The 16,639-nt window shown below is 68.3% G+C and carries 16 protein-coding genes; 7 read left to right on the top strand and 9 right to left on the bottom strand.

Going from position 1 to position 16,639, the window contains the following annotated elements; genetic code table 11:
- The first annotated feature begins 1 nt into the window (after position 1).
- A complete protein-coding gene (locus EV651_RS09990; RefSeq protein WP_133784330.1) occupies positions 2-460 on the top strand; it encodes a tautomerase family protein in 459 nt (152 codons plus the stop codon).
- 31 nt (positions 461-491) lie between these two features.
- On the opposite strand, the gene EV651_RS09985 is transcribed toward EV651_RS09990, so the two are convergent.
- The 9 genes from EV651_RS09985 to paaN all read right to left on the bottom strand — a co-directional run bounded on the left by EV651_RS09985 (position 492) and on the right by paaN (position 11,550).
- Positions 492-740, bottom strand: a complete 249-nt coding sequence (locus EV651_RS09985; protein WP_133784328.1) for a DUF6458 family protein — start codon at positions 738-740, stop codon at positions 492-494.
- A 60-nt stretch (positions 741-800) separates the two neighbouring features.
- The gene (locus EV651_RS09980; protein ID WP_133784326.1) at positions 801-2,579 is read right to left on the bottom strand and encodes an NHL domain-containing thioredoxin family protein; all 1,779 of its coding nucleotides are present in this window, start codon (positions 2,577-2,579) and stop codon (positions 801-803) included.
- Between the two features lie 55 nt (positions 2,580-2,634).
- A complete protein-coding gene (locus EV651_RS09975; protein ID WP_238156778.1) occupies positions 2,635-4,269 on the bottom strand; it encodes a hypothetical protein in 1,635 nt (544 codons plus the stop codon).
- A gap of 142 nt (positions 4,270-4,411) precedes the next feature.
- Entirely contained in the window at positions 4,412-5,311 is a 900-nt protein-coding gene (locus EV651_RS09970; protein WP_133784324.1) for a carbohydrate ABC transporter permease, read from the bottom strand.
- A complete protein-coding gene (locus tag EV651_RS09965; protein ID WP_133784322.1) occupies positions 5,308-6,207 on the bottom strand; it encodes a carbohydrate ABC transporter permease in 900 nt (299 codons plus the stop codon). The genes EV651_RS09970 and EV651_RS09965 overlap by 4 nt, the downstream gene beginning before the upstream one ends.
- A gap of 37 nt (positions 6,208-6,244) precedes the next feature.
- A complete protein-coding gene (locus EV651_RS09960; RefSeq protein ID WP_133784320.1) occupies positions 6,245-7,522 on the bottom strand; it encodes an ABC transporter substrate-binding protein in 1,278 nt (425 codons plus the stop codon).
- A gap of 220 nt (positions 7,523-7,742) precedes the next feature.
- On the bottom strand, positions 7,743-8,261 hold the full coding sequence (locus EV651_RS09955) for a flavin reductase family protein (RefSeq protein ID WP_133784318.1): 519 nt from the start codon (positions 8,259-8,261) through the stop codon (positions 7,743-7,745).
- 115 nt (positions 8,262-8,376) lie between these two features.
- A complete protein-coding gene (locus EV651_RS09950; protein WP_238156777.1) occupies positions 8,377-9,744 on the bottom strand; it encodes a serine hydrolase in 1,368 nt (455 codons plus the stop codon).
- Between the two features lie 132 nt (positions 9,745-9,876).
- Entirely contained in the window at positions 9,877-11,550 is a 1,674-nt protein-coding gene (gene paaN / locus EV651_RS09945; protein ID WP_133784313.1) for a phenylacetic acid degradation protein PaaN, read from the bottom strand.
- 71 nt (positions 11,551-11,621) lie between these two features.
- On the opposite strand from paaN, the gene paaI reads away from it, so the two are divergent.
- From paaI to EV651_RS09915, 6 genes are all read left to right on the top strand, one after another.
- The gene (paaI, locus tag EV651_RS09940; RefSeq protein ID WP_133784311.1) at positions 11,622-12,041 is read left to right on the top strand and encodes a hydroxyphenylacetyl-CoA thioesterase PaaI; all 420 of its coding nucleotides are present in this window, start codon (positions 11,622-11,624) and stop codon (positions 12,039-12,041) included.
- Positions 12,038-13,240: a 3-oxoadipyl-CoA thiolase gene (gene pcaF / locus EV651_RS09935; RefSeq protein WP_133784308.1), complete on the top strand. Its 1,203-nt coding sequence runs from the start codon at positions 12,038-12,040 to the stop codon at positions 13,238-13,240. The genes paaI and pcaF overlap by 4 nt, the downstream gene beginning before the upstream one ends.
- A gap of 9 nt (positions 13,241-13,249) precedes the next feature.
- On the top strand, positions 13,250-14,545 hold the full coding sequence (gene paaK, locus EV651_RS09930) for a phenylacetate--CoA ligase PaaK (protein WP_133784306.1): 1,296 nt from the start codon (positions 13,250-13,252) through the stop codon (positions 14,543-14,545).
- Between the two features lie 284 nt (positions 14,546-14,829).
- Positions 14,830-15,363: a DinB family protein gene (locus tag EV651_RS09925; RefSeq protein WP_133784304.1), complete on the top strand. Its 534-nt coding sequence runs from the start codon at positions 14,830-14,832 to the stop codon at positions 15,361-15,363.
- Positions 15,360-15,875, top strand: a complete 516-nt coding sequence (locus EV651_RS09920; protein ID WP_133784302.1) for a DinB family protein — start codon at positions 15,360-15,362, stop codon at positions 15,873-15,875. The genes EV651_RS09925 and EV651_RS09920 overlap by 4 nt, the downstream gene beginning before the upstream one ends.
- A gap of 130 nt (positions 15,876-16,005) precedes the next feature.
- A complete protein-coding gene (locus tag EV651_RS09915) occupies positions 16,006-16,632 on the top strand; it encodes a TetR/AcrR family transcriptional regulator (RefSeq protein WP_133784300.1) in 627 nt (208 codons plus the stop codon).
- Positions 16,633-16,639: the final 7 nt, after the last annotated feature.

Genomic DNA, 16,639 nt, shown 5'->3' with positions numbered 1-16,639 from the left:
CATGCCTCTGGTCCGCATCGATCTGTCCGCCGACCGGCCTGCCGCCCAGCGGCGCGCCATTGCCGACGGGGTGCACCATGCCCTGGTCGAGGCCATCGGCATCCCCGCCGACGACCGGTTCCAGATCGTCACACCGCATGCTGCCGGGGAGCTGATCTTCGATCCGAGCTATCTCGGCGTGGACCGGCGCGACGTCGTCTACATCCAGATCACCCTGGTCCAAGGGCGCTCGCGGGAGCTCAAGCTGGAGTTGTACCGGCGGATCACCGAGCGGCTGACGCAAGCCGGGGTGCGAGCGGAGGACGTGACCATCACTCTCGTCGAAACTGCCCTGGACGGCTGGTCCGTGGGCAACGGCAAGGCACAACTGGTCGAGCTCGGCACCGTCCCGGGCGCGGACCTGGTGGCCGAATCCGTGGCCCCGGACGACCCGGGTGCGCCCGAGCCGTCCGGTCTCTAGTCGCCGGCGACGAAGCCGGTCGGAGGGTCGATCATTCCCTGACGTCGCGGTGGTGTTCCTCGACGACGCGGTACTCCTCTTCGACGGCCGGGTCGATAGCCGCGGTCTCCACCCGCCGGCGGCGGTTGGTGATGTAGAAGGAAAGCAGGATGCCGGCCAGGCCCGCCAGCAGCAGGATGTAGCCGACGACCTGCAGGTTCACGGCATCCCAGCTGTCGCGGACGGCGAACGCGAAAATGCCGCCGACCACCATCAAAAAGATCCCGACACCGATGCTCATCCCGGCCTCCCAGCGAGTCCTTGGTCCTACACCTTCGACGGTACCCCTTCGGCAAACAAGTTACTTACCGCCGGAGAGAACGAGTTCGACGCGGTTCGGGCCGTCAGGGGTGATGTGGACCGGGACGCCCCAGTCCTGGCGGTGCATGTGGCAGGCGGGGAACTCCACCTCGGCGGAGTCGTCGCACGAGGCGGCCTGGACGGCCACGTGGAGGACCCCGGACCCGGCGTGCGGGTCGACGACGAGACGACGTACGAGATCGGTGGAGTCGCCCGCACCCTCACGGAGCAGGTTGTCCGGAGTGGACGAGACCAGAAGCCGCGTGGACGGGCCGTAGCGCTCGTCCAGCTTCTGCCCCGGCGGCGGGTTGAAGACCACCTCGAGCGTGACCTCTCCAGCGGCGAGATCCATCGGCGGACGCTGCGACCGCGTACTGAACTCGTCGGCCGTCGCGGAAGCACCGAGCGGGATCCGGGTCAGGCGGTGCGCCGCGGACTCGACGACGAGCAACTCGTTGCCCACGACAACAGCCCCGCTCGGCTCGGCCAGCCCGGTGGCCATCGTCTCGACCGTCTCGGTCCGCGGGTCGTACCGCCGTACGGCGCCGTTGTAGGTGTCGGCGATCGCGACGGATCCGTCAGGAAGGACCGTCACGCCGAGCGGATGCTGCAGCAACGCCTCGCTCGCCTTGCCGTCGCGCAGCCCGAAGTCGAAGAGCCCGGTGCCGACCGCGGTGTGCACCTCGGCGTCGATCCAGCGCAGCGCCGAGATCTCCGAATCGGCGAGCCACAGCCGATCGCCGTCCGCCGCGAGCCCGCTCGTCTGCGCGAACCACGCCTCGCCGAGCGGCCCGTCCTTCAGCCCTTCGTTGGTCGTACCTGCCGCGACCGCCGTCTGTCCGGTGGACGGATCGAACGTCCACAGCTGGTGTACGCCGGCCATCGCGATCCACACCTTGTCGCCCCACCAGGCGACATCCCACGGCGAACTCAGTACGTCGGTCCCGTCGCCGTCCATCCATTGCTTGCCGGTGCCGACCAACGTCGTCACCTGCCCGTCTGCGAGCGACACGCCGCGCAGAGCGTGGTTGACGGTATCCGCGACCACCACGTCGTACCCGACCTTCTCGGCCACGTCCGACGGAAGCACCACCAGACCGTTCGGCTCGGAGAAGCTCGCGGCACCGGCGGCTCCGTCGGCGAAACCACGATGGCCCGATCCGATCCGGCGTACGACGGTGGTCGCGTCGGCGGCGAGCTCGACGATGCTGTGGTTACCGGCGTCCGCGACCAGGAACCCGTTGTCCACCGCAACGACCTTCGCCGGGAAGCGGAGATCGGTCGGCTCGGGCGTCGGAGCGACATACGGCGACCGACCCCGGGTCAGGGTGCCTGCCTCCTCGTGCTGCACGATCAGCTCGGCCAGCAGGGCGTCCAGGGCGTGCTCGTGGCCTTCACCGGAGTACTGCGCGACGACGTACCCGTTCGGATCCACCAGGACCAGCGTCGGCCAGGCGCGTGCGGTGTAGTTCTGCCAGGTGATCAGCTCTGGGTCGTCCAGCACGGGATGCCCCACCTCGTACCGCTCGACGGCGGCCCGTACGGCGGACTCCTCACCCTCATGCGCGAACTTCGGCGAGTGCACCCCCACGATCACCAGCGCGTCGCCGTACTTCTCCTCCAACGGCCGCAACTCGTCCAGCACATGCAGACAGTTGATGCAGCAGAACGTCCAAAAATCCAGCAACAGAAGGCGTCCACGGAAGTCCGCGAGCGACAACTCCCGCCCGCCCGTGTTCAACCACCCACGACCCTTGAGCTCCGGCGCACGCACATGCATGCCCCCATTGTCCGCCGCGGCTCAACAGCAGCCGCCACAGGCCCGGCGGATGAGATCAGCGCGGCAGGATCAGGGTGTCGGTCAGGAGTTTTGCGGTTTTGCGCAGCGTTGCCGGGGAGGACGAGAGGTCGGTGGCGAGGGTGTAGGGGGTGAGGGTTTCGCCGGGGCCCACCAGGCGGTGGCGGTGGGCGAGGAGCCAGACGATGGCTCGGGGCCAGGTGGACAGGCGGGCCTTGGCCAGGAGGTCGGGGGCGTCGCGGACCAGGCGTTCGGCGATGTCGAAGGCGTCCGGCGCGTACGCCGTACCGAGGGTTTCGCCGGCCATCAGCCAGGCGTGCGGTGCGAGGACCGAGAGCGTCGCGGCTTGCTGGTTGTCCAGGCCGCGGAGGTCCGGCTGGGGCGGTGACCCGAGGCCGGCCAGGGCACGGTAAGCGTCTTCCAGGTCGTTGGACGCGTCGTCGAGGAAGACCCGCTCGCCAGGCCTCGAGCCGACCGGGTCGATCATCGCGGCGGCTTCCAGCGCCGGCTGCCAGACGTCGACGGCGTCGATCGCCTCGTCGACCGTGTCCAGCGGGAGGTGGGTCCGCTCGCCGGCGAACTCCAGCCAGGCCTTCACCACCACCGGGACCGCGTCGAAATAGGTGCTCTCAGCAAGCACCTTGCGCGGCAGCCAGTGCGCGAGGAAGAGCTCGACCAGTACGCCGCTGACGCGCAGCGGACCGCCGACCGTGTGGTCGACCGCGTGATCGATCCACAGTCGGGCGATGTCCGCGGCGTCGTCGGACAGACCAACGGCATACCGCGAATCGAGGAACTCCTCGACCAGTTGATCGCGCTGTCGCGGAGTCATCAGCGGACGGATCGGCGGCCGGACCGGGCGCTCGGGCATCTGGGTCAGCCGGTTCACCAGCAGGCCGGTGAAGAACTCGAAGTCCTCGCTCACCGGCGGATCGTCGTAGTCGCGGGTCTCGCCGAGCGCCTGCAGGATGATGCCGGCGGCGATCGGCGGGCGCACGGTCCGGATGGTCACCCGGCCGCCGCGCTCGTACGCCTCCAGGACACGGTCCACCGGCGGGCCGACGAACACGTCCTTGATGATCGCGCCGAGATTGTTGTCGATGAACACCACCACGGTGTGCGGATGCTGCTCGTCGTCGTAGTCGAGCACGACGCTCAGCCCGTCACCGGTGATGTCCTCGGACACGATCGCGCTGGTCAGCCGGAAGCCCGCGATCCGCGTCACCCATTCCGGTACTTCGTCCTGCGTCCGCAACCGGGACACATGCGCCCGCTGCAGCGGCAGCCGTCCGGCCGGGCCGACCGTCCGGGCCAGGCTGGTCAGCAGGACGAACGACTCGAGGTCACGGCGCTCGCCGAGCACCCGCGCCGCGTCGGCCCAGAAGAATCGCTCCACCTCGCCGATCTCGTCCGGGAGCCCGGCCGGCCACAGTTGGTCGGCCAGCATCGCCGCCGAACGCGCCACCGAGGCCTCGGCGATCACCGGATGCAGAGCGGCCGGAACCGCGGCCATGTCGAGGGCAAGCGTTTCCAGCAAGGTCTCCAGCACGGCGACGCTCGGCGTGGTGTCGACATCCACAGCCACCGCCGGCGCGGGCGGCTCGCCCGGGTCGGAGCCGACGAGCCGCAGATGGCTGCGCCGTCCGTCCCGTCCACTCGGAGACTTGGTCACCTCCGTGAGATTACCGTCCGCACCCCGTCCCCCGCAGTCCTGTCAGCGCGCCCTGTGGACAACTCCGCCGTACAGCCATGAGCACCCACCAACCGTTTCGCGGGTGGAAATGTGGTTGGTGGGTGCTCGAGGACGGCTGGTGTCAGCCCTTGAGGGCGCCGGCCATCAGGCCGCCGATGAACCAGCGGCCCAGGAGGATGTAGACGAGCAGCGTCGGGAACGACGTGATCAGCGCACCCGCCATACTCGCCGCGTAGTCGACCTTCTGCCCGCCGGACAAAGCCGCCAGGCCCAAGGTCACGGGCCCGTTGTTCTGCTGGGTCAGGAACAACGCGAACAGGAAGTCGTTCCAGACAGAGGTGAACTGCCAGATCAGCGTCACCACGAACCCGGAGATCGAGATCGGCAGGATGATCCGCGCGTACGTCTGGATCAGGCCGGCCCCGTCCACCCGGGCCGACTCGATGATCTCGTTCGGGACGATGGTGGCGTAGTAGTTGCGGAAGATCAGCGTGCAGATCGGGATGCCGTAGATGCAGTGTGCGACGATCAGCGTCGGCACGCCCCGGGTGATGTCCAGCTCGGTGAACGTCGTCCGCAGCGGCAGCATCACCGCCTGGTACGGGATGAACATCCCGAACAGGATGAACGCGAACACGATGTTCGCGCCGGGGAACCGCCAGCGGGCCAGCACGAACCCGTTCGCGGACCCGATCAGCGACGAGATGATCGCGGCCGGGATCGCCAGCGACAGCGACCGGATCATGTACGGCTGCAGCACGTCCCAGGCCTTGCGCCACGGCTCCAGCGTCCATTCCTTCGGCAGGTTCCACTGCGCGGCGGCCGTGGTGTCGCCGGAGGTCTTGAAGCTCGTCACCACCACGACGTACACCGGGGTCAGCACGAACAACAGAAACAGCAGCAGCAGGAGGTAGCGGATCGTCCGGCTACGGCGGGTCGAACCGTCGGCGATCGCCCCGCGCCCCGGCTTCTGGCGGATCGCTGCGGCGGCGTGGCCGGTCGCAGCCTCTACGGCGGTCATTCCTCGTTCTCCTGCCGGACGGTCCACGCGAGATAGGGGATGACGAGTACGGCGACGACCGCGAGCATCACGATCCCGATCGCGGCCGCCTTGGCCTGGTCACTGCGTAACAAGGTGTTCCACATCAAGATGGCCGGCACCTCGGTGCGGAACTGGTTCGGCCCGGTGATCGCGTAGATCAGGTCGAACAGCTTCAGCGAGATGTGGCCGAGGATGATCAGCGCCGACAAGGCGATCGGCGACAGCTGCGGGAACAGGACGTGACGGTACAGCTTGAACTCCGACGCGCCGTCCACCCGGGCAGCCTCCCGCAGCTCCGGCGGGATCCCCCGGAAGCCGGCCAGGAACAGCGCCATGATGTAGCCCGACATCTGCCAGACCGCCGGTAACGCGATGGACATCATCGTCGTCCACCGGCTCCCGCCGGTCCACCACGGATTCTCCAGGAAGTTCAGATGGAGAATCGAGAACAGGCGGTTCAGCCCGCGGGCGTCGTCACCCTGGGACGGGTTCAGCAACCAGCCCCACACCACTCCCGAGGCGATCATCGAGATCGCCATCGGGAACAGGTACACCGACCGGAAGATCGACTCGCCGGGCACTCCCTTCTCCAGCAGCAGTGCCCAGAGCAGGCCGAAGATCAGCGTGCCCACGATGAACGCCACCGTGAGCACGCCGAGGTTCTTCAGCGAGTTGAGGAACCGGTCCTCGGTGAACAGGTGCCCGTAGTTCTCGAACCCGACGTAGTCCGCCGGGCCCTTGCGAGCCGTGTGCCGGCTCGTCAGCGAGGTGTTGAAGGACCACGCGATCAGCCCGTAGACGAAGTACCCGAGCAGCAGCACGGTCGGCAGCAGCACCAGGGCACCAGGCCCCCACGTGCGAATTCTTCCGTGCACCGTCAGTCCCCCAACCGGGTCCGCAACTCGACCTGCATCAGCTCGTCTTCATCGCGGTGCCGAGCGCCGCCTGCAGCTTCGCGACATCCTGACTGCCGCTGAACTGGCTGAGCGCCGACAGGATGTCGTTGTTCTGGCCGGCCGTGCACGCGGCACCGTGGGCGCAGGACGGGACGATCGTGTCCTTCTTCCAGTCCGCCATCGCGGTCTGCTGGTACTTCGGGTAGTCGGCCGGGTCGGCGTCCGAACGGGCCGGGATCGAGCCCTTCTTGGTGTTGAACGCCTTCTGGCCCTCGGCGGAGCCGACGACCTTCAGCCAGCACTTCGCACCGTCGGGATCCGCACCGTTGGTCGGCAGCGTGAACGAGTCCGCGAGGAACTGGAACGAGTCGCCCGTACCCGGGGCCGGCCAGTAGGTGTACGCCGTCTCCGGAACCTTGTTGGCCAGCTGCTGTGCGGCGACCCAGTCACCCATCAGGGTGTAACCGGCCTTGCCGGCGTTCACGTAGCCGAGCGAGTCCGACCAGTCGATCGCCTCGCGGTCGGCGTTGCTGAACGACAGCAGCGTCTTGTACTTGTTCAGCGCCGCGGTCACGTCGGCGCCGGCCCAGTCGGTCTTGCCGTCCCAGAGACCCTTGAACTTGTCCGGACCGAGCTCGGCCAGCAGAGTCGTCTCCACCAGCATCTCCTGGGCGAAGCCCTTGGACAGCCCCAGCGGCGCCGCCACACCGGCGGCCTTCAGCTTGGTCAGGTCGGCGATCCACGCGTCCACGTTGGCCGGAGCCTTGGTGGCGTCGATGTTCGCCTTCTTCAGGACCGTCGGGTTCGTCCAGACCACGTTCGCCCGGTGGATGTTGGCAGGGATCGAGTAGATCTTGCCGTCGACGGTCAGATTGTCGATCAGGTTCTGCGGGAAGGCCTTGTCCAGTCCGTAGTCCTTGTACAGCTGGCTGACGTCGTCGACCTGGCCGGCGTTGATGTAGTCCTTCAGCTCCGCGCCCGCGTGCGCCTGGAACGTCGACGGCGGCTTGCCCGCCTGCAGGTCGTTGGCCAGCACCTGCTTGGCGTTCGCGCCGGCACCGCCGGCTACGGCCGAGTTGACGAACTTGTAGTCCTTGCACTCCGTGCCGAACACGGACACCAGTCCGTCCAGACCGGCCTTCTCACCACCGTCGGCCCACCAGGTGAAGACAGTGACGTCCTTGTTGGCGGACGAGTCTCCGCCGCTGCTGTTGTCGCTGTTCCCGCAGGCGCTCACCGCGAGAAGACCCGCAGCGCCCACCAGCGCCAGGGTCTTGCTCAGACCACCACGCATGATTTCACTCTCCGATCAATAGATGGAGCCGCCTGTGACAACGATGCCCCCTTGACGGTGCAACTCTGGGACGGCGCGCAGCGGGTGTCAACGTTCCGCGCAGGCGCGTTGCGCAGCCGTGACCCCGTACACCTTGACAGTGTGAGAGCGCGCACATTCCGGGTTCGATCGGTCCCTGCGCGCATCCGCACTGCGCAAAACGTCAGGGTGTGAGCAGCACTTAGATCGTCGCGTACCGTCCGCGGCGGTGGACCAGCGCGGGTACGTCGTCCGCGGCGAGCTCTACGTGCGCGATCTCCAGTTGCACCTGGAGCGCCCAGCCGATTTCGGGCGGGTCGGGGTCGACGAGGGTGCAGCCGGCCCAGGTGCTGACGCCGGCCGGCGCCGGGCCCCAGGCGGTGTCCGTCCAGTCGATCATCCGGAACGGTCCGCCCGGAGCGGGTGCGACGTACCCGAAGGCGTCGGCCAGTTGGCGGTGCGGTTCGCCGAGCAGCGACACCACCGCGGTCCTTGCCTCGCGCAACGTTTCCCACAGGTCCGAGTCCGGGTCGAGCAGCCCGATCACGTACCCGGGCTCGCCGTCGGCCACCAGCATCGACGACACCGTGAGCCCGGCCCGCTTCCCGTCGTACGCCGTCGTCCACAGCCCGACCGGCGACGGCAGCCGTCCCCGCAACCGCCGTACCGGACTCCGCTCAGCCTCAGGCGGCAGAAACGGATGGTCGCCGTGAATGGTCATGGGGCCTCCCGTCCTGGACTGAGGAGCGGAGGGAGCGAAGCGACCGGAGCGACGAGGGAAGGACGGGAGTTAAAGCCCCATGACCCGCCGCGCCGGAGGCGTGGCATGTGTACTGTCACTGGGCCACGGTAACTCGCTCGGGGAGGGTGAAGGTTTCGATGGGCTCGAGGCTGAGGCCGCTGGAGCCGTGGACCGTCTTGACCGCACCGTCGGCGTCGAACGTGAAGCGGTACGACTCGCCGTACGAGCCGTAGCCGTTGCCGCCGGTGACGCGGAGCGTGTCGCCGTCCGCCTCGAGCGGCTGGGGTTCGTCGGCCGGGTTCAGGCCGGACGGATCGGTCGCGTACAGGCGACCGCCGATCACGACGAAGTCGGTGACGCCCCACAGGTTCGCGAAGCGACCGGTGAAGCGGTCGAGGTCGCCTTCACCGCGGTCCTTCGACTCGGCGAGGTCGAGGAGCCTGAAGAGACCCTCGGCCAACTGCGACGCGGGCCCGTCGATCGCGTTGGTCAGCACCGAAACGACGATCCGGTGCTCGGGGTCGACCAGGGTCCTGGTGATGTGGCCCGGATACCCGCCCCCGTGGCCGAACACCTCCCGGTCGCCGACCTTGTTCACCGCCATGCCGAGGCCGTACCGCGCCTTCTCGTCCGCCCCGGTCGTCCACAGCGGGTGCTGCATCTCGCGCTTGGACTTGTCCGAAAGCAGCCGGTTGTCGCCGGGCAGGTGCGCGGAGAAGTACGTCACCAGGTCGCGCGCGTTGCCGAAGAACCCGGTCGCCGAGGCCAGCGCACGGGTGTCGACATGCTCGATCGGGACGCGGGTGTCGGCGTACGTCAGCGCGCTGTACCCGGCGGCGTACTCGTTCAGCCGGGCCGGATCCAGCTCCGGGCCGAGGCCCGACAGCCCGAGCTTGTCCACGATCGCGGTCTGAACATACGAGTTGTACGGCGTACCGCTCGCCGCCTCGACGACGAGTCCGAGCAGGCCGTAGCCGATGTTCGAGTACTTGAAGCGCTCGTTCTCCGCGATCACGGCCGACGACTCGTCCCGCAGTACGTCGAGCAACTGGTCGCGGTCCGGGAAGGCTGTGGACAACTGCCACCAGTTCGCGTCCAGGCTGTCCCGGGTCAGGCCGCCGGCGTGCGCGAGCAGCTCGCGGACGGTCCGCTCGCCGGCCGGCGTACCGACGATCTCGGTGACGTGCTGCGACACCTTGTCGTCCAGCCGCAGCCGGTCCTGCTCGACCAGCTGGAAGATGGCGGTGCCGGTGAACGTCTTCGAGTGCGACGCGATCCGGAACAGGTGCTGGTCGGTCAGCGGTACGTCGTTCTCCACGTCCGCCATCCCGTACGACGTCGAGAACGCGATCGCGTCCTCGACGTACACCGCGACCTGGACGCCCGGCACCCGCTGGTACCGCTGGTTGAACGCCAGCCAGCTGTCGTAGTAGGCGAGTGCCTCGGTCACGGTTTGTGTCACGGCGGTTCTCCTGGCGGATCGGCGGATGGAGATTTCTGTCATGCCTTCCGCATCAGGGTCCGCTCAACGACGCCGGGCCAGCAACTTGAGCGCCGCGAGTCCTCTCCATTCCTGCCGAAACGAATCGACCCACTACCCAACGTGGCGGCGGGACTGGATGACCCGGAAGCGGCTCGCGACATAGGCGCCGTCGGTGTACGTCGCGTTGGCCGCGGGGTTCGCCCCGGTGCCGTGGAAGTCGCTGAACGCGGCCGACTGGTTCACGAACACCTGGCCGGTCAGGTTCTCCGACAGCGCGACACCTGCGTCGAGGGCCGCGTCACGCGCTTCGTCGAGGACCTTGGAGTCGGTCGAGTAGATCCCGGCGGTCATCGCGCCGCCCTCGGCGACGGTCTTCCGGAACAGGTCGATCGATTGCGCGGTATCGGCGGTCTTGACCAGGAACGAGACCGGCCCGAAGCACTCGCGCCCGTACACCTGGGCGTCGCCCGCGTCGACCGCCACGAGCAACGGCGTACGGACCACCGCGTCCGGGAACGCCGGGTGCTGGATCGCGCGGGACTCCAGCACCACCTCGCCGTACTCCGGGGCGAGGTCGAGGCGGTTGATCACCGCCTGGTTCACGATGCCGCCGAGGATCTCGACCGCGCGGGCGTCGTCGCCGAGCAGTCTGCCGATCGCCGTCGCGAGCGCGGCGCCGACCTCCTCGAAGGACTTGTGGCCCTCGTCGGTCTCGATCCCGCCGGCCGGGACGAAGAGGTTCTGGGTGGTGGTGCACATCTGGCCCGAGTAGAGGGAGAGCGTGAAGGCCAGGTTGCTGGTCAGTGCCTTGAAGGAGTCGGTGGAGTCGATGATGACCGCGTTGACGCCGGCCTTCTCGGTGAAGACGGTCGCCTGGGTCGCGTTCTGCTCCAGCCACTCGCCGAACTCGCTGCCGCCGGTGAAGTCGATCAGCTTCACCTCGGGCCGGGTCGCCAGCGGCTTGGCCAGGCCGTCACCGGCGCGCTCGGTCGCCAGGGTGACCAGGTTCGGGTCGAAACCGGCCTCGGCGAGCACCTCGCGGCAGACGTCGACGGTGATCGCCAACGGCAGCACGGCCAGCGGGTGCGGCTTCACGACGACCGCGTTGCCGGTGACCAGCGAGGCGAACAGGCCGGGCCAGGAGTTCCAGGTCGGGAACGTGTTGCAGCCGATCACCAGCGCGACGCCGCGGCCGGTGACCGTGAACGTCTTCTCCATCCGGATCGGGTCGCCCTTGGCCGGCTTCTCCCAGGTCGCGGTCGCCGGGTACCGGTTCATCTCCTCGTGCGCGTACGCGACCGCCTCCAGCGCCCGGTCGAGCGCGTGCGCGCCGCCGGCCTGGAACGCCATCACGAACGCCTGACCGCTGGTGTGCTGGACCGCGTTGGCGAGCTCGAAGATCCGCTGGTGCAGCCGGTCGAGAATCTCCAGCGCGACCCCGGTCCGCCCGTCGATGCCGGCCCGGCGCCAGTCCGCGAGGCCCTGCTGCGCCGCGGTCAGCAGCTCGTCCAGACCCTCCTCGACCACCCGCGGGTACGAGACGTCCATCGCGATGCCGTACGGCGACTGCTCGGTGACGACGGTGCCGCGCGATCCAGGGATCTCGAGCGCGTACGTCGTACCGAAATGGGCCTCGAAGGCCGCCTTGCCGTCGGCCGCCGCGGTCTCGCCGTACACCCGAGGGCTCGGTGACTCCGGGAACGCGGAGTGGTAGCCGCGCTCGTGGATCGCCTTCAGCGCACCGTTGAGGCGCTCGCGGTGGGAGGAGAGCAGGTCGGTGGTCATGAGGGCGATGTTACAGTCGTTGACGCGATTCGTACTAGAGTGTCACAAGCCTCTTCTCGATTGGGCAACGGATGGACGACTTGGCGGCCCGCGTGGCGGCGGCGATGTGGGCGGAGGACACCGCCAGCGCCGGGCTGGGGATGCGGCTGGTGGCGGTCGGCGAGGGTACGGCGCGGCTCGAGATGCCGGTGCGCGCGGACATGGTCAACGGGCACGGGATCGCGCATGGTGGATTCGTGTTCTGTCTGGCCGACTCGGCGTTCGCGTTCGCCTGCAACTCGCGCAACCAGGTGACGGTCGCGCAGGCCTGCGACATCGTGTTCGTCGCCCCGGCACGCCGTGGCGATCTGCTGGTCGCCGAGGCCCGCGAGCGGACGTCGTTCGGCCGGAACGCGATCTACGACATCACGGTCACCCGCGACGACCAGGTGATCGCCGAGTTCCGCGGCCGCAGCCGCCAACTGTCCGGAACCATTGTGGAGGCCCCATGACGCGCGAAGCTTTTCTGGTCGACGGAGTCCGCACGCCGATCGGGCGGTACGGCGGTGCGCTCGCGATGGTCCGTCCGGACGACCTCGCCGCGCACGCGATCTCGTCGCTGCTGAACCGGACCGCGTTCGACCCGGCCCGGATCGACGACGTGATCCTCGGCTGCGCGAACCAGGCCGGCGAGGACAACCGGAACGTCGCGCGGATGGCGGTGCTGCTCGCCGGTCTGCCGGACTCGGTCCCGGGGACGACCATCAACCGGCTCTGCGGCTCGGGCCTGGACGCGGTCGCGTACGCGGCCCGGTCGATCATTGCCGGGGACAACGACATCGTGGTGGCCGGTGGCGTCGAGTCGATGTCGCGGGCGCCGTTCGTGATGCCGAAGGCAACGACCGCGTTCTCCCGGCAGGCGGAGGTCTTCGACACCACGATCGGGTGGCGGTTCGTCAATCCGGTGCTGAAGGAGCAGTACGGGATCGACTCGATGCCGGAAACGGCGGAGAACGTCGCCGCGGAGTTCTCGATCTCTCGCGAGGACCAGGATCTGTTCGCGTTGCGCTCGCAGCAACGGGCCGCCAAGGCGCAGGCCAACGGACGACTCTCCGAGGAGATCGTTGCGGTCGACGTACCGGGCAAGCGCGGGGCGGTGACAGTTGTTGATGCCGATGAGCACCCGCGCGAGACCTCGCTCGAAGCGCTTGCCGGATTGAAGACTCCGTTCCGATCGCCCGGGACGGTGACGGCGGGGAACGCGTCGGGGGTGAACGACGGGGCGGCGGCCTTGCTCGTGATGAGCGGTGAGGCTGTGGAGCAGTACGGCGTGACTCCGTTGGCCCGGGTCGTGGGGACGGCCGCTGCCGGCGTACCGCCTCGGATCATGGGGATCGGGCCGGCGCCCGCGACGCGGAAGCTGCTCGACCGCACCGGTGTCGCGTTGTCGGACGTCGAGGTGATCGAGTTGAACGAGGCGTTCGCGTCCCAGTCGCTCGCCGTACTGCGGGAGCTCGGCCTGCCCGACGACGCCGAGCACGTCAACCCGAACGGCGGCGCCATCGCCCTCGGCCACCCGCTGGGGATGTCCGGCGCCCGCCTCGCGCTCACCGCGGCGCTGGAGCTCCGCCACCGCGACGCCCGGTACGCGCTGGCCACTATGTGCATCGGCGTCGGCCAGGGCATCGCGACCCTGCTCGCCCGTCCCTAGGGAGTCCTTATGCTCGGTGACGCCTGTCCTCCGGAGTTGCGTGATGCCGGCGAGCAGTTGTCGGTCGACGAACTGCGGGCGCAGCAACTCTCGTTGCTTCAGGCAACCGTACGGCGGGCGTACGAGAACGTCCCGCACTACCGGGCCGCGTTGGACGCGGTCGGGTTCAAGCCTGGCGACCTTGGCGATCTGAGCGATCTGAGCCGGTTGCCGTTCACCGCGAAGAAGGATCTGCGCGACAACTACCCGTTCGGCATGTTCGCCGTACCGCGGACCGAGGTGGTCCGGGTGCATGCTTCGTCCGGTACGACGGGACGCCCCACGGTGGTCGGCTACACGAAGAGCGACCTGGACAACTGGGCCGACCTGATGGCGCGGTCGATCCGCGCCGCCGGTGGGCGGGCGGGGGACGTCTGCCATGTCGCCTACGGGTACGGCCTGTTCACCGGCGGACTCGGTGCGCACTACGGCGCCGAGCGGCTCGGGTGCACCGTCGTACCGGTCTCCGGCGGGATGACCGAACGCCAGGTGGACCTGATCCGGGACTTCGGCGCCCGCATCATCATGGTCACGCCGTCCTACTTCCTCGCGATCGTCGACGAGATGGAGGCCCGCGGCCTCGATCCGCGGGACACGTCGCTGCGGATCGGGATCTTCGGCGCCGAACCGTGGACCGAGCAGATGCGCACCGAGGTCGAGGAACGCACCGGCATCCACGCCGTCGACATCTACGGACTGTCCGAGGTGATGGGGCCCGGCGTCGCGCAGGAGTGCGTGGAGACGAAGGACGGCCTGCACATCTGGGAGGACCACTTCTACCCGGAGATCATCGACCCGGTCACCGGCGACGTACTTCCCGACGGCTCCGAGGGCGAACTGGTCTTCACCACGCTGACCAAGGAAGCCTTCCCGGTCCTGCGCTACCGCACCAGGGATCTGACCCGGTTGATGCCGGGAACGGCCCGCCCGGGAATGCGCCGCATGGAGAAGATCACCGGCCGCACCGACGACATGATGATCGTCCGCGGCGTCAACGTGTTCCCCACCCAGATCGAAGAACAGATCCTCCTGGTCGAAGGCCTCACCCCGCACTACCTCTGCGTCCTCACCCGCCCCAACCGCCTCGACGAACTGACAGTCCAGGTCGAAGCGGCCCCCGACCTGGCGGATCGCTCAGCCGCGGCGACCACCTTGGCCCGCCGCATCAAGGACCGGGTAGGCGTCACCGCCGCCGTCGAGGTCCTCGACCCCCACGCCCTGGAACGCTCCCTCGGCAAAGCCAAACGCATCAAGGACAACCGCTAACGACAGGAGGTAGTCCCCCGCTACGCCCGCGCCGGAGCCCGGCTGAGGAGGGAACGATCGAGCGGCAGCCGACTACCTCCTGTCCTTAGCTCAGAGCAAGGTCCGTTGCCGAAAAGTGGTTGGTGGGTGCTCACGGCGGTGTGTACGGTGCTCCTGCCGGTGGCTTCGACACCGCCGGCGGCGAGAGGAGGTGAGCGCGATGTCGAGTCCGACCGTCGTGCTGCCCGTTCGCCGTGCCTGCGGCTGACCAGGGTGGCTTCGTATCACCAAGGAGTTCGTCGCACATGACCGAAGTACAACGTCCGCCGCTGACCGCCGACGAGCGCGTGCAGCTGACCGGATGGCTCGACCTGCAACGTTCCTTAGTCCGGATGAAGTGCCAGGGGCTGACCGAAGAAGACGCGCACCGCAAGGTGCTCCCGACGTCACCGCTGATGTCGATGGCGGCGCTCGTGGCGCATCTGCGCTGGAACGAGTGGTCCTGGTTCCAGCTCAACCTGATAGGCGTCCCCGACACCGGCCAGACGCCGTGGACCGAAGGCGGTCATCCCGACGCCGAGATGTTCGTCGACGACATCCCGCTCGCCCAGCTCCTGGACGAGTACGACGCCGAATGCCGGCGATCCAACGACACGATCGCGCCGCTCGACCTCGCCGTCGTAGAACAAGGCCCGTACGCCGCCAAGGGCGAGGCCGCATCACTGCGCTACATCCTTTGCCACATGATCGAGGAGACCGCACGCCACGTGGGACACATGGACATCATCAGAGAACTCGTCGACGGCAAGACCGGCTACACGAAGCCGAACGAAGCATGAGGCCGCCGCTGACCGCCGACGAGCGGACCCAGCTCACCGGGTGGCTCGACCACCTCCGCTCCCTCGTCCGGACGAAGTGCGAAGGCCTCTCCGAAGTCGATGCCCACCGCAAGGTCCTGCCGACGTCACCGCTGATGACGGTTGCCGGGCTGGTGGCTCACCTGCGCTGGGTGGAGTACTCCTGGTTCACCGAGAACCTGCTCGGTACGCCGGACGAAGGCCAGACCCCGTGGAAGGAGGGCGGCCATCCCGACGCGGAGATGTTCGTGGACGACGTACCGCTGGCCCAACTGCTCGACGAGTACGACGCCGAGTGCAAGCGATCCAGCGACATCGTCGCCGGGTTCGAGCTCGACGAGGTCGAGCGGGCCGTCGGCATCCGGGACACGGGCGCGGCGTCGACGCGCTACATCCTGTGCCACCTGATCGAGGAGACCGCCCGGCACCTGGGTCACCTCGACATCATCCGGGAGCTTCTGGACGGCGCGACCGGCTACGAGCGGCTGAACTGAGCCGTTGACGGGAGGGTCTTCGCGGTGCTGATCTCCGCGAAGACCGTCCCACGGCGTAACCCGGTTACGCGCGGGCCGAGGGGTGGATAGGATGTCCGGGATCTGGCACGGGGTAGCGACAAGAGGTGTGATGAGGGAACCCTCCGTACGCCGTTATTCCGGGCGGTCAGTCGAGGAGTGGAAGGCCGCGCGCCGGGAACGGCTGCTGGCTGCCGCGCTCGAACTCTTCGGGACCGAAGGATATCCGGCGACATCCGTGGAACGCCTGTGCACACAGGCGAAAGTGTCCACACGGCACTTCTACCACGAGTTCCAGAACAAGGAAGCGGTGCTCCTCGCGGTGCACGCGCAGGTGATCGAGCTGGCGGTCGGGACCACCGGGGACGCGCTCCGCCGGACCGCCGACCGGCCGGTGCGGGAGCGGATCGCCGCAGCCGTCGACTCGTACCTGCGCACCATCATGGCCGACCTCCGGCGGGCCCGGATCTCGTTCGTCGAGGTGGTCGGCACCAGCCCGGCGGTCGAGGAGCAGCGGATCGCGTTCCGGGAGCTGCTGATCCGCAACGTCCAGGCCCTCGGCGACTCCGCGGTCGAGCGCGGTGAGATCAAGCGCAAGGACTTCCGGTTCCTCGCGCTGTCATTCTTCGGGGCGGTGAACACCGTCGTCTACGACTGGATGCTCGCCGACCCTCGCCCACCGGAGCAGAACGTCCAGCAGTCCCTCCGCGACCTCGCCGTCCAGCTGATCACGGCTTAGTGGTGTA

This window comes from Kribbella sp. VKM Ac-2571 (assembly GCF_004362255.1).
Taxonomy (GTDB): domain Bacteria; phylum Actinomycetota; class Actinomycetes; order Propionibacteriales; family Kribbellaceae; genus Kribbella; species Kribbella pratensis.
This window is presented reverse-complemented; position numbering and strand designations above follow the sequence as displayed.

What these genes read in the sequence shown, in the direction of transcription:
- EV651_RS09920 (WP_133784302.1), top strand. Translation starts at nt 15,360, where the DNA reads ATGAGGCCGCCGCTGACCGCCGACGAGCGGACCCAGCTCACCGGGTGG.
- EV651_RS09970 (WP_133784324.1), bottom strand. Translation starts at nt 5,311, where the DNA reads ATGACCGCCGTAGAGGCTGCGACCGGCCACGCCGCCGCAGCGATCCGC.
- paaN (WP_133784313.1), bottom strand. Translation starts at nt 11,550, where the DNA reads ATGACCACCGACCTGCTCTCCTCCCACCGCGAGCGCCTCAACGGTGCG.
- pcaF (WP_133784308.1), top strand. Translation starts at nt 12,038, where the DNA reads ATGACGCGCGAAGCTTTTCTGGTCGACGGAGTCCGCACGCCGATCGGG.
- paaK (WP_133784306.1), top strand. Translation starts at nt 13,250, where the DNA reads ATGCTCGGTGACGCCTGTCCTCCGGAGTTGCGTGATGCCGGCGAGCAG.
- paaI (WP_133784311.1), top strand. Translation starts at nt 11,622, where the DNA reads ATGGACGACTTGGCGGCCCGCGTGGCGGCGGCGATGTGGGCGGAGGAC.
- EV651_RS09925 (WP_133784304.1), top strand. Translation starts at nt 14,830, where the DNA reads ATGACCGAAGTACAACGTCCGCCGCTGACCGCCGACGAGCGCGTGCAG.
- EV651_RS09915 (WP_133784300.1), top strand. Translation starts at nt 16,006, where the DNA reads ATGAGGGAACCCTCCGTACGCCGTTATTCCGGGCGGTCAGTCGAGGAG.
- EV651_RS09985 (WP_133784328.1), bottom strand. Translation starts at nt 740, where the DNA reads ATGAGCATCGGTGTCGGGATCTTTTTGATGGTGGTCGGCGGCATTTTC.
- EV651_RS09960 (WP_133784320.1), bottom strand. Translation starts at nt 7,522, where the DNA reads ATGCGTGGTGGTCTGAGCAAGACCCTGGCGCTGGTGGGCGCTGCGGGT.
- EV651_RS09980 (WP_133784326.1), bottom strand. Translation starts at nt 2,579, where the DNA reads ATGCATGTGCGTGCGCCGGAGCTCAAGGGTCGTGGGTGGTTGAACACG.
- EV651_RS09955 (WP_133784318.1), bottom strand. Translation starts at nt 8,261, where the DNA reads ATGACCATTCACGGCGACCATCCGTTTCTGCCGCCTGAGGCTGAGCGG.
- EV651_RS09990 (WP_133784330.1), top strand. Translation starts at nt 2, where the DNA reads ATGCCTCTGGTCCGCATCGATCTGTCCGCCGACCGGCCTGCCGCCCAG.